Genomic DNA, 12,026 nt, shown 5'->3' with positions numbered 1-12,026 from the left:
CTAGTGGCCGCCCAGGTAGGCTTCGCGCACCTGGGGATTGGCCAGCAACTCCTGACCGCTGCCGGTCATGCGGATCTCGCCGGTGACCATCACATAGGCGCGGTCGGACAGGCGCAGGGCATGGTTGGCGTTCTGCTCCACCAGGAAGATGGTCATGCCGCTCTTCGCCAGTTCGCGCAGGATCTGGAAGATCTGCTTCACCACGATGGGCGCCAGGCCCAGGCTGGGTTCGTCGAGCAGCAGCAGCTTGGGTCGCGCCATCAGCGCCCGGGCGATGGCCAGCATCTGCTGCTCGCCGCCGGACATGGTCATGGCGCGCTGGTTGCGACGCTCCTTGAGCCGCGGAAAGAGGTCGAACATGCGCTGCATGTCCTCGTCCACCCAGCGGGTGCCGATGGGGATGGTACCCATCAGCAGATTCTCCTCGACCGTCATGTCGGGGAACACATGGCGCCCCTCCGGCGACTGGGCGATGCCGTTGGAGGCCACGTAGTGGGCGTTCTTGCGGGTGATGTCCTCGCCCCGGTAGAGGATCTGCCCGTTGCGCGCCTGGGGTTGGCTGAAGATGGACATCAGCAGGGTGGACTTGCCGGCGCCATTGGAGCCGATCAGGCTCACCGTCTCGCCCTCGTTGATGGACAGGGAGACGCTCTTCAAGGCCTGGATCGGCCCGTAGAAGACGTCGACGTTGCGGAATTCCAGGATCGGCGTGGTCATGCCACCTCCTCTTCTTCGGCGCCGAGGTAGGCGGCGATGACCTTGGGATCGTTGCGGATGTCGGCCGGCAGGCCACGGGCGATGACCTGGCCATGATCCAGCACCACGATGTGGTCGGAGATGTTCATCACCATGCCCATGTCGTGCTCGATCAGCACCACGGTGATGCGGTGCTGGTCGCGCAACAGGCGGATCATCCCGGCCAGGGCCTCGGTCTCGGCCGGGTTGAGGCCGGCGGCGGGTTCGTCCAGGCAGACGATCTCCGGACGAGTGCACATGGCGCGGGCGATTTCCAGGCGGCGCTGCTGGCCGTAGGAGAGTTCGCCGGCCAGGCGATTGGCGTGATCCACCAGGTCCACCACTTCCAGCCAGTAGAAGGCCGTATCCAGCGCCCTTTCCTCGGCGCGGCGATAGCCGGGGGTGTTGAGGATGCCGGTGATGAGGTTGCGGTTGCACTGCATGTGCTGCGCCACCAGCAGGTTCTCCACCACCGACATCTCCTTGAACAGGCGGATGTTCTGGAAGGTGCGGGCGAGACCGGCGCGGTTCACCAGGTGGGTGCCGCCGAACATCTTGTACCAGAGCCGACTGCCGAACTGCACCGGATTGACGAAGTCGGCCGCCTGGAAGCGCTCGCCCATGATCTTGCCGACGCGGGTCGAGCGACCGTCGGCGGTGTCCAGGCGGATCTCGCCATCGGTGGCCTTGTAGAAGCCGGTCAGGCAGTTGAACACCGTGGTCTTGCCGGCCCCGTTGGGGCCGATCAGTGCGGTGATGGACTGGCGCTGGATCTCGAAGCTCACGTCCGAGAGGGCCTTGATGCCGCCGAATCTCATGCCCAGATTCTTTACGGTCAGAATGTTGTCGCTCACGGCGCCACTCCCTTGCGAATCGCGAAGCCACTGCGGGCGATACGGATCAGGCCTCGCGGCCGCCACATCATCATCACCACCATGAGCACGCCGAACACCAGCATGCGGATGTCGCCGAATTCACGCAGCAGTTCGAACAGCAGGGTCATGACGAAGGCCGAGATCACCACCCCGACGGTGGAGCCCAGACCGCCCAGCACCACGATGGCCAGCACCAGCACCGACTCGAAGAAGTTGAACGAGGCCGGGTTGATGAAACCCTGGTAGGTGGCGAAGAACACCCCGGCCAGGCCGGCGGTGGAGGCACCGATCATGAAGGCCGAGAGCTTGACCAGCACGTGGTTGAGGCCCATGGCGGCGACAGGCGATCTCGTCTTCGCGCAGGGCTTCCCAGGCGCGACCGACCGGCATGCGGGTCAGGCGGTGCTTGATGTAGAGCACCAGCAGCACCACCAGGAACAGCACGGTGTAGATGAAGATCATCGTCGCGTTGGGGTTGTAGCTGATGCCCAGCAGTTCATGGATGGGCACCCCGCCCTCCTTCGCCCGGCGGCCGAATTCGATGCCGAAGAAGGTCGGCGAAGGCGCGGCGATGCCGTTGGGGCCCTTGGTCACTTCCAGCCAGTTGTTGAGCACCAGGCGGATGATCTCGCCGAAGCCGAGGGTGACGATGGCCAGGTAGTCCCCGTGCATGCGCAACACCGGGAACCCCAGTATCGCCCCCGCTACCGCGGCCAGTACCGCCGCGAGTGGCAGCATGGTCCAGAAGCCCAGCCCCAGGTACTGGTAACCCAGCGCCAGGCCATAGGCGCCGATGGCATAGAAACCGACGTAGCCGAGATCGAGCAGGCCGGCCAGGCCCACCACGATGTTCAGGCCCAGACCCAGCAGCACGTAGATCAGGCAGAGGATGATCACCGTCAGCCAGTACTTGGTGGCCAGGAAGGGAAAGGCGATGGCCACCAGGATGATGATGGGCAGGATGAATCTGAGGTTGGACTTGTGTCCCGGCGGCAGCACGTGGACACCGCCGTCGTTGCGCTTGAAGGACTCGATCCAGTCGCGGCCCCTGGCGGTCTGGCCGAACAGGCTGAGCAGGAAGCGGCCGGCCATGACCACCGCGACCATGATGCCGACGCGGCCGGGCTGGACGTTGTAGCCATAGCCGTCGAGCACGATGCCGACGATGGGGCCGAACAGGATCAGCGAGACCAGGCCGACCATGAGGGTGTCGCGCAGCACGACCTTGAGATCGAAGGAGGAAGACGTCTGACTCATGGATTCACACCTTCGTGACCTGGGGTTTGCCGAGCAGCCCCTGGGGCCTAAAGATCAGGATCGCCACCAGCAGCGAGAAGCTGAAGACGTCCTTGTAGTCCGAGTTCACCAGGCTGGCGAACTGGGCTTCGGAGATGCCGAGGATGATCCCGCCGAGCATGGCGCCGGGCAGCGAACCGATGCCGCCGAGTACCGCCGCGGTAAAGGCCTTGATGCCGATGATGAAGCCGGCATAGAAGTCGAAGGTGCCGTAGTTGAGGGTGATCAGCACCCCGGCCAGCGCCGCCATGGCCGCGCCGATGATGAAGACGTAGGAGATCACCCGGTCGGTGTTGATACCGAGGATCTGCGCCATCTTGCGGTCCTGCTGGGTGGCCCGGCACATGCGACCGAGGGTGGTCTTCTGGATCACGTAGGTGAGCAGGCCCATGCCGATGATGGAGGCCACGATGATGAAGATCTTGGTGTAGGTGATGATCACGAAGCCTTCGCCGATGTGCAGGCGCAGGGCGCCGTCGAGCAGCGTCGGTACGCCCTGCTGGCGCGCGCCCTGGGCGAGCTGCACGTAGTTCTGCAGGATCAGCGACATGCCGATGGCCGAGATCAGCGGGGCCAGGCGCGTGGAGTTGCGCAGCGGCTTGTAGGCGATGCGCTCGATGGCCCAGCCGTACACGGAGGTGACCACCACGGTGAAGATCAGGGTGCCGAGGATCAGCACCGGGAAGGAATGCAGGCCGAACACGCTCAGCAGGGCGATGCCGATGGCGGCGAGATAGGCCGACACCATGTACACGTCGCCGTGGGCGAAGTTGATCATGCCGATGATGCCATAGACCATGGTGTAGCCGATGGCGATGAGTCCGTAGACCGAGCCCAGGGTCAGGCCGTTGACCAGTTGTTGCAGGAAGATACCGTCCACGTTTGCAGTCTCGCGCTGGATGGATGACGAGGGCCGCCGGCCGCCGCCTCGTCCTGGGGCGGAGACGAGGCGACGGCTGGCGGATTCACGCGAGGATCAGGGCAGCTGGTGGTACTTGCCCTTGTCGTCCCATTCGTACATCACGTAGTCGGAGACCTTGAGGTCGCCCTTGCTGTCCCAGCTCTTCTCACCCAGTACGGTGTTGACGCTGTGGGACTTCAGCCACTCGGCGGCCTTGGCGCCGTCGGTGCCCTTGATGCCGTTGAAGGCAGCGGCCACGGCCTGCAGCGAGGCGTAGGAGTAGAGGGTGTAGCCCTCGGGCTCGTAGCCGGACTTGCGCAGGGTTTCCACCACGGTCTTGCCGGCGGGGTTCTGCAGCGGGTCGGCGCCGAAGGTCATCAGCACGCCCTTGGTGTACTGGGCGCCACCAGCGGTGGTGACCAGGTCGGCGGAGACGATGCCGTCGCCGGAGACGAACTTGGCGGTCACGCCCTGCTCGCGCATCTGACGAACCAGCGGACCGGCTTCGGGGTGCAGGCCGCCGAAGTAGACCACGTCGGCGCCGGAGGCACGGATCTTGGTGACCAGGGAGTTGAAGTCCTTCTCGCCGCGGGTCAGGCCCTCGTAGAGCACCTCTTTCACGCCGCGCTTGTTGAGCTGCGCCTTGGTGGCGTCGGCCAGGCCCTGACCGTAGGTGTCCTTGTCGTGGATGATGGCGACCTTCTTGGCCTTGAGGGTATCGACGATGTAGTCGCCGGCCACGATGCCCTGCTGGTCGTCACGTCCGCACATGCGGAACACGCCGGTCAGGCCACGCTCGGTGATCTTCGGGTTGGTGGACGCCGGGGTGATGGAGATGATGCCGGCCTCGTCGTAGATCTCCGAGGCAGGCATGGTGTTGGAGGAGCAGAAATGGCCGATCACGGCCTTGACCTTCTCCGAGTCCACCAGGCGGTTGGCCACGGCCACGGCCTGCTTGGGCTCGCAGGCGTCGTCACCCTGCACCAGCTTGATCTTCTCGCCATTGATGCCACCGGCGGCGTTGATGTCCGTCGCGGCCTGGGTAGCCCCCTTCCAGAACTGCTCGCCGTAGGCGGCACTGGCCCCGGTGTAGGGACCGGCGACACCGATCACAATGTCGGCATGCGCCAGGGTGGAGAGAGTGAACGCAGAACCGATAGCGAGAGCCAGAATGCCTTTTCTGTAAATCTTCGACATGGGAGGTGTGCTCCAGAGGGTGGTTGGCCCGTTCGCCGGAGCAAAGCCTGTGCCATCAGCCAGTTGTGTACCGGGCGCAAAGGCCATTTGCCGCCACCGCGACGAGCCAAAACCTCGGATTGCCGGCGGCGAGGGCCGCTGCCAGCGGACTCGACCCTCCTTTAGACCTTTGTCTTAACTGCCTCATTAGTCTGGATAATTCGCCGAAGCGGTAGCAGCGGAACAGGCAAAACGCAGCGGTTTGTTACCAGATAGCAACCCGGTTGCACCTGTTTCGCACCAAAACGTAACACCGCCCCCACACAGTGCCACCAAAGTAACCATGACCCTGCGGCCCCGGGCCCCTGGGGGATTCGCCGTTCTCGCGGCCTGCTGGCAGTTGCGGACAGCCATGAAAAAGCGGCCGACTTGCACAGGTCGAGATGCGCAAATCGGCCGCTTCGGCGCCTTGTCGCCCGGCCCGAGGGCCGGTGACAGCGGGTATGGCGGGGTCGCTAGAGCACCACGCGCAGGCACTGCCCGGCGTGATAGAGGGTGAAGCCGGCTTCGTACATCAGACTGCGCCACTGGCCGACCGGATTGGCATCCAGCGACGCCAGGGGCAGCGGCAGGTCATGGCGATCGCCGCTGCACAGATAGCGGGCAAAGGCCTGCCCCACCACCGTGCCCGTGGTCACCCCGCGACCGTTGTAACCGGACACCGCCAGCAAGCCCGGCGCCGGCTCGAACAGTCGCATCAGATGATCGGGCGTGAAGCCGATACGGCCCGTCCAGCTGCACTCCCACTCGACCTGTCCGAGCGCCGGGAAATAGTGCCGCTGAATGCGATCGGCCCAGGCGCGGATGAAGCCGGCCGGCCGCCCCGCCATGTTGCCGAGACTGCCCAACAGCAGACGGCCATCGGCATCGCGGCGGATGCTGCTGAGCACCGTCCGGGTATCCCAGGAGCCCCGGCCCTGCGGCAAGATGAAATCCGCTTCTGGACCGAGCGGCTGCGAGGCCACCTGGTAGTAGTAGCCCGGGAAGAACTGCGTCCGCAGCGTGGTCCACTCGCCTTCGGTATAGGCGTTGGAGGCGATCACCACCTGGTCGGCGGTGACTCGCCCCTGTGCGGTTTCCACCTGCCAGCGCTCACCGATCCGCTGCAGACGCTGTACCGCGCTCCGCTCGAACAGCTCGCCGCCTTCCTGACGCAGCGCCCTGGCCAGGCCCAGGGCATAACCCATGGGCACCAGGGTGCCGGCGCGATGATCGAGCAACGCGCCACTGATGTCGCGCGTGCCACAGGCGCTGTAACAGGCTTCCCCTTCCAGCAGCTCGACCCGAGCGCCACGCCGCTGCCATTGCTCGGCGCGCTGCCCCAGATCGGCCAGGCCCTTGGCGCTGTGCGCCATGTGCAGGGTACCGGCGCGGCGCGGCTGGCAATCGATGCCATAGCGCTCGATGAGACCGAACACCTGACTCGGCGCATCTCCCATTACCCCCAGCAGGCGCTCTCCGACCTCCGGCCCCAGGGTCGCCACGGCTTCGTCCGGCGGGATCCACATGCCGGCATTGACCAGCCCGACATTGCGTCCGGAGCCGCCATGGCCGACGCCATGGGCTTCCAGCACCACCACCCGCCGCCCGGCCTGTGCCAGGTGCAGACCGGTGGACAGGCCGGTATAGCCACCGCCGATAACGCAGACTTCGGTGTCACGCTCGCCCTGCAACGGCGCCCCCGGCACCGCCGGATACAGCCGCTCCCACAGGCACTCTTCACGCAACTGCATGCTCTGCGCTCCTGGCGGACCCACTCAGTCGAAGACGATGCCCTGGGCCAGCGGCAGTTCGCGGGAATAGTTGACGGTGTTGGTCTGGCGGCGCATGTAGGCCTTCCAGGCGTCGGATCCGGATTCGCGACCGCCACCGGTTTCCTTCTCGCCACCGAAGGCACCGCCGATCTCGGCACCGCTCGGTCCGATGTTGACGTTGGCGATGCCGCAGTCGCTGCCGGTCGCCGACATGAAGGCCTCGGCCTCGCGCACATCGGTGGTGAAGATGCAGGACGACAGGCCCTGGGGCACGGCGTTGTTCAGCGCCACCGCCTCGTCGAAGTCGTCATAGGCCAGCACATAGAGGATGGGTGCGAAGGTCTCGTGGCGTACCGCCTCGCTCTGCTCAGGCATCTCGACGATGGCCGGCGCCACGTAGTAGGCCTCGGGATACCGCTCAGCCAGCTGACGCTCGCCGCCGTAGACCACGCCGCCCTCGCCACGCGCCTGCTCCAGCGCACCCTGCATGGCCTGGAAGCTGGCCGCATCGATCAGCGGACCGATCAGATTGCCTTCCAGCGGATGGCCGATGCGGACTTTGGCATAGGCGGTCTTCAGCCGGGCGACGATCTCGTCCTTCACCGATCGGTGGGCGATGAGCCGGCGCAGGGTAGTGCAGCGCTGCCCGGCGGTGCCGACGGCGCTGAACAGGATGGCGCGTACCGCCATGTCCAGATCGGCGCTCGGCGCAAGGATCATGGCATTGTTGCCACCCAGTTCGAGGATGCTGCGGCCGAAGCGCGCCGCAACCCGCGGTCCTACCTCGCGACCCATGCGGGTGCTACCCGTGGCGCTCACCAGCGCCACCCGCGGATCGTCCACCAGGGCCTCACCGGCGGCGCGATCGCCGACGATGACCTGACTCAGATCGGCCGGGGCATCGCCGAAGCGCGCCAGGGCCTTCTCGAACAGCGCCTGGCAGGCCAGGGCGGTCAGCGGGGTCTTTTCCGAGGGCTTCCAGATCACCGGATTGCCGCAGACCAGGGCCAGGGCGGCGTTCCACGACCAGACCGCCACCGGGAAGTTGAAGGCACTGATGATGCCTACCACGCCCAGTGGCTGCCAGGATTCGCGCATGTGGTGACCGGGGCGCTCGGAGGCGATGGTCAGACCATAGAGCTGGCGCGACAGGCCAACCGCGAAGTCGCAGATGTCGATCATCTCCTGGACTTCACCCAGGCCTTCCTGGGTGATCTTGCCGGCTTCCCAGGACACCAGCTCGCCGAGATCGGCCTTGTGCGCGCGCAATTCTTCACCCAGCAGCCGCACCAGTTCGCCCCGGCGCGGCGCCGGCACCGCGCGCCAGGCCTGGAAGGCGCGCTCGGCACGGGAGATCTTCTGCTCCACCTCGGCGGCGCTTTCCAGGGCGACGCTGCCCAGTTGGCTGCCATCGATGGGGGAATGCACCCGGTGCTCGCCTTGGGTGTAGTGCTGGGCAGAAACGCCGAGGCGTTCCAACAGGGCCTTGCTCATGCTGAGGTCTCCGCGGAAAGGGAATCGTCCCAGAGTATGGTCAGCCCAGCGGCGCCGGACAACCGACCTTTGCTCGGCATATCATTCCCTTTTTTCATGCCGCGAGTCCGCTCATGCAACGCCGCCACCTGCCGTCCATCACCGCCATGCAGTGCTTCGAGGCGGTCGCGCGTCATCTGAGCTTCACCCGCGCGGCCGACGAACTGGCGCTGACCCAGAGCGCCGTCAGCAAACAGGTCGCCCAGCTCGAGGACCTGCTGCAGCACAGCCTGTTTCGCCGGGTCCGCCGCCGCCTGCAGCTCACGCCCGCGGGTGCCCTCTATCTGGCCGAGGTGGACAAGATCCTCAACCAGCTGGAGATGTCGGCACGCTACCTGAGGTCCTATGGTGGCGAGACCGAGGTGCTGCGCGTGGCCACGCCGCCGACCTTTGGCGAGCGCTGGCTGGTGCCGCGGCTCAAGGGATGGCGCCTGCGCTTTCCCAACATCCACCTGGATGTCTCCAGCGCGCTGGAACCGGTAGACTTCCGCGACCCCCGCCATGACGTGGCGCTGTTCTACGGCCACGGCAGCTGGCCGGGCGCCGAGTGCGAATTGCTGCTGCACGAGCACATGGTCGCGGTCTGCGCGCCGGACCTGCTGCCCGCCGAGGGTATCGCCGGACCGGAGCAACTGGTGGACTTCGTCTTGCTGCAGAACACTACTCGCCCGGAATCCTGGCACGACTGGTACGCCAGCCTCGGGCGGGATGAAGTGCACAGCCACCACGGCCCGCGCTTCGACACCTTCACCCTCTGCGCCCGCGCGGCCCAGGAAGGCTGCGGGGTGGCCCTGCTCCCGGAATTCCTGGTCGCCGAAGAACTGGCTTCCGGTCGCCTGGTGCTGGCCTGGCCCCATCGCCTGGCCAGCACCCATGCCTACTGGCTGGCCTATCCGGAACAGATGGCCGAGGTGCCCAAGGTGCGCAGCTTTATCGAGTGGATCCGCGAGAAGGCCTAGCGCCCGCAGGTTGCGGCCGAGCACAGTTAAGCCCGATAGTCCCCGGCTCCACGCCGCCTTCAGGCCGGTGGACACCGGCGTGCGTTGTGTTGGGCTTCGCTGCGCCCAACCCAACCGGCCACCTGTGTTCACCAGCCATAAAAAAACCCGGCCGAGGCCGGGTTTTTTCTAGCAGGGGTCGTCTCAGACGCCGGAGGCTTCCGCCGCCGCCACGTCCTTGATCGACAGCTTGATGCGGCCGCGGTTGTCCACGTCCAGCACCAGCACCTTCACTTCCTGACCTTCCTTGAGGACATCGGTGACCTTCTCGATGCGCTGATCGCTCAGCTGCGAGATGTGCACCAGGCCGTCCTTGCCGGGCAGGATGCTGACGAAGGCGCCGAAGTCGACGATGCGCTCCACCTTGCCAACGTAGATCTTGCCGATCTCGGCCTCGGCAGTGATGCCCAGGACGCGTTGCTTGGCCGCTTCAGCGGCTTCGCGAGTCTCGCCGTAGATCTTGATGGTGCCGTCGTCTTCGATGTCGATCGACGCCTTGGTCTCTTCGCAGATACCACGGATGGTGGCGCCACCCTTGCCGATCACGTCGCGGATCTTGTCCTGGTCGATCTTCATCGCCAGCATGGTCGGGGCGTTTTCGGAAAGCTCGGCACGCGACTCGGAGATCACCTGGTTCATCTGACCCAGGATGTTCAGGCGCGCTTCCAGCGCCTGTTCCAGGGCGATCTCCATGATCTCTTCGGTGATGCCGTTGATCTTGATGTCCATCTGCAGGGCGGTGACGCCCTTGGCAGTACCGGCCACCTTGAAGTCCATGTCGCCCAGGTGATCTTCGTCACCCAGGATGTCGGTCAGGACCGCGAACTTCTCGCCTTCCTTGACCAGACCCATGGCGATACCGGCAACCGGGGCCTTGACCGGCACACCGGCGTCCATCAGCGCCAGAGAGGCACCGCAGACCGAGGCCATGGAGCTGGAGCCGTTGGACTCGGTGATCTCGGAGACCACGCGGATGCTGTAGGGGAAGGCGTCCTGGGTCGGCAGCATGGCCTGGATGCCACGACGGGCCAGACGACCGTGACCGATCTCGCGACGGCCCGGGCTGCCCATGCGGCCGCACTCGCCGACCGAGAAGGGCGGGAAGTTGTAGTGCAGCATGAAGCTGTCACGACGCTCGCCTTCCAAGGTGTCCAGCAGCTGCGAGTCACGGGCGGTACCCAGGGTCGCGGTGACCAGGGCCTGGGTTTCGCCACGGGTGAACAGTGCCGAACCGTGGGTCTTCTTCAGCGGACCGACTTCGATCTGCAGCGGGCGCACGGTGCGGGTGTCGCGACCGTCGATACGCGGCTTGCCTTCGACGATGTTCTGGCGCACGGTGCGGTATTCCAGCAGACCGAAGGTCTCCTTGACCTCGGCTTCGCTGTACTGGCCGTTTTCACCGGCCAGCTTGGCGATGGCCTGGTCACGCAGGGCGCCCAGGGCCGCATAGCGATCCTGCTTGATGGTGATGGTGTAGGCACGGGACACGGCATCGCCGACTTCGGCCTTGACGGCTTCGATCAGGGCGGTGTTCTCGGCAGGCGCCTGCCAGTTCCAGGTCGGCTTGCCGGCTTCGGCAGCGAACTGGCTGATGGCCTCGATGGCCACCTGGAATTCTTCGTGGGCGAACAGCACGCCGCCCAGCATCTGGTCTTCGGTCAGCTCGTCGGCTTCGGATTCCACCATCAGCACGGCGTCACGGGTACCGGCCACGACCATGTCCAGGCTGGAGCTCTGCAGCTGCTCGTAGCTGGGGTTCAGCAGGTAGCCCAGTTCGCTGTGGTAGCCCACGCGGGCGGCGGCGATCGGACCGGCGAAGGGAATGCCGGAAATGGCCAGGGCGGCGGAGGTGCCGATCATGGCGGCGATGTCCGGATCGGACTTCTTGTTGGTGCTGACCACGGTGCAGACCACCTGGACTTCGTTGAGGAAGCCTTCGGGGAACAGCGGACGGATCGGACGATCGATCAGGCGCGAGGTCAGGGTTTCCTTCTCGGAAGGACGGCCTTCACGCTTGAAGTAACCACCGGGGATGCGGCCAGCGGCGTAGGTCTTCTCCTGGTAGTGCACGGACAGCGGGAAGAAGTCCTTGCCGACGGCGGGCTGCTTGGCACCGACCACGGTGACCAGCACGCTGACGTCATCGGTGGAGACCAGCACGGCACCGGTCGCCTGGCGCGCGATGCGGCCGGTTTCCAGGGTGAAGTTCTGCTCACCGAACTTGAATTGCTTGATTACTGGATTCACAGTCTTTCCTTCTCTTTATTGCCTTGGGGGAAACAGGGGCGACCAGAGGGATTCGGACCCTCGCTGATCTCCGGGGTGACGCAGGCCGATTCTGCCGGCCTTTCAAGCAAAAAAGCCGGAGGCCGGCGCGAGCCGACCTCCAGCTTCAGACTGCTTGCAGCAGGTCTGCATCGTATTAACGACGCAGGCCCAGGCGAGCGATCAGTGCGCTGTAACGAGAGGTGTCTTTGGACTTCAGGTAGTCCAGCAGCTTACGACGCTGGTTGACCATGCGGATCAGACCACGACGGCTGTGGTGATCCTTGCCGTTGATCTTGAAGTGACCTTGCAGCTTGTCGATGTTGGCGGACAGCAGGGCAACCTGCACTTCCGGCGAACCGGTGTCGCCTTCGGCGCGCTTGAACTCGTTTACGATCTGGGCTTTGTCTTCAACGCTCAGTGCCATGATAGG

General features: G+C 65.2%; 9 protein-coding genes and 1 pseudogene. 1 reads left to right on the top strand and 9 read right to left on the bottom strand.

Going from position 1 to position 12,026, the window contains the following annotated elements:
• From QE393_RS22290 to QE393_RS22260, 7 genes and pseudogenes are all read right to left on the bottom strand, one after another.
• Window positions 1-717, bottom strand: coding sequence for an ABC transporter ATP-binding protein (locus tag QE393_RS22290; protein ID WP_273806686.1), 717 nt, complete (start codon window positions 715-717; stop codon window positions 1-3).
• The gene (locus tag QE393_RS22285; protein ID WP_273806687.1) at window positions 714-1,589 is read right to left on the bottom strand and encodes an ABC transporter ATP-binding protein; all 876 of its coding nucleotides are present in this window, start codon (window positions 1,587-1,589) and stop codon (window positions 714-716) included. The genes QE393_RS22290 and QE393_RS22285 overlap by 4 nt, the downstream gene beginning before the upstream one ends.
• A pseudogene (gene livM / locus QE393_RS22280) lies at window positions 1,586-2,867 on the bottom strand (high-affinity branched-chain amino acid ABC transporter permease LivM). The gene QE393_RS22285 and the pseudogene livM overlap by 4 nt, the downstream one beginning before the upstream one ends.
• A 4-nt stretch (window positions 2,868-2,871) precedes the next feature.
• A complete protein-coding gene (locus tag QE393_RS22275) occupies window positions 2,872-3,786 on the bottom strand; it encodes an ABC transporter permease subunit (protein WP_017640614.1) in 915 nt (304 codons plus the stop codon).
• Window positions 3,787-3,882: 96 nt separating this feature from the next.
• On the bottom strand, window positions 3,883-5,004 hold the full coding sequence (locus tag QE393_RS22270; RefSeq protein WP_273806689.1) for a branched-chain amino acid ABC transporter substrate-binding protein: 1,122 nt from the start codon (window positions 5,002-5,004) through the stop codon (window positions 3,883-3,885).
• 494 nt (window positions 5,005-5,498) lie between these two features.
• Window positions 5,499-6,776, bottom strand: a complete 1,278-nt coding sequence (locus tag QE393_RS22265) for an FAD-binding oxidoreductase (protein ID WP_273806690.1) — start codon at window positions 6,774-6,776, stop codon at window positions 5,499-5,501.
• Window positions 6,777-6,800: 24 nt separating this feature from the next.
• Entirely contained in the window at window positions 6,801-8,291 is a 1,491-nt protein-coding gene (locus tag QE393_RS22260; RefSeq protein ID WP_273806691.1) for an aldehyde dehydrogenase family protein, read from the bottom strand.
• Window positions 8,292-8,404: 113 nt separating this feature from the next.
• On the opposite strand from QE393_RS22260, the gene QE393_RS22255 reads away from it, so the two are divergent.
• Entirely contained in the window at window positions 8,405-9,289 is an 885-nt protein-coding gene (locus QE393_RS22255; protein ID WP_273806692.1) for a LysR substrate-binding domain-containing protein, read from the top strand.
• A gap of 183 nt (window positions 9,290-9,472) precedes the next feature.
• Here the strand turns inward: QE393_RS22255 and pnp are convergent, their stop codons facing one another.
• Both pnp and rpsO read right to left on the bottom strand, forming a co-directional pair.
• Window positions 9,473-11,575 (bottom strand): polyribonucleotide nucleotidyltransferase, encoded by a 2,103-nt coding sequence (gene pnp, locus QE393_RS22250; protein ID WP_310045601.1) that lies wholly within the window; start codon window positions 11,573-11,575, stop codon window positions 9,473-9,475.
• A 175-nt stretch (window positions 11,576-11,750) separates the two neighbouring features.
• Entirely contained in the window at window positions 11,751-12,020 is a 270-nt protein-coding gene (rpsO, locus tag QE393_RS22245) for a 30S ribosomal protein S15 (protein WP_133863049.1), read from the bottom strand.
• Between the last annotated feature and the right edge of the window lie 6 nt (window positions 12,021-12,026).

It is taken from the genome of Pseudomonas sp. SORGH_AS_0211, assembly GCF_031453455.1.
Classification (GTDB): Bacteria; Pseudomonadota; Gammaproteobacteria; order Pseudomonadales; family Pseudomonadaceae; genus Chryseomonas; species Chryseomonas aestiva.
The sequence above is the reverse complement of the archived record's forward strand: the minus strand, read 5'-3'. Positions and strand labels throughout refer to the sequence as shown.

Bases quoted from the DNA above. Each gene is read 5' to 3' on its own strand.
- QE393_RS22255 (WP_273806692.1), top strand. From the start codon at position 8,405: ATGCAACGCCGCCACCTGCCGTCCATCACCGCCATGCAGTGCTTCGAG.
- QE393_RS22290 (WP_273806686.1), bottom strand. From the start codon at position 717: ATGACCACGCCGATCCTGGAATTCCGCAACGTCGACGTCTTCTACGGG.
- QE393_RS22260 (WP_273806691.1), bottom strand. From the start codon at position 8,291: ATGAGCAAGGCCCTGTTGGAACGCCTCGGCGTTTCTGCCCAGCACTAC.
- QE393_RS22265 (WP_273806690.1), bottom strand. From the start codon at position 6,776: ATGCAGTTGCGTGAAGAGTGCCTGTGGGAGCGGCTGTATCCGGCGGTG.
- QE393_RS22270 (WP_273806689.1), bottom strand. From the start codon at position 5,004: ATGTCGAAGATTTACAGAAAAGGCATTCTGGCTCTCGCTATCGGTTCT.
- rpsO (WP_133863049.1), bottom strand. From the start codon at position 12,020: ATGGCACTGAGCGTTGAAGACAAAGCCCAGATCGTAAACGAGTTCAAG.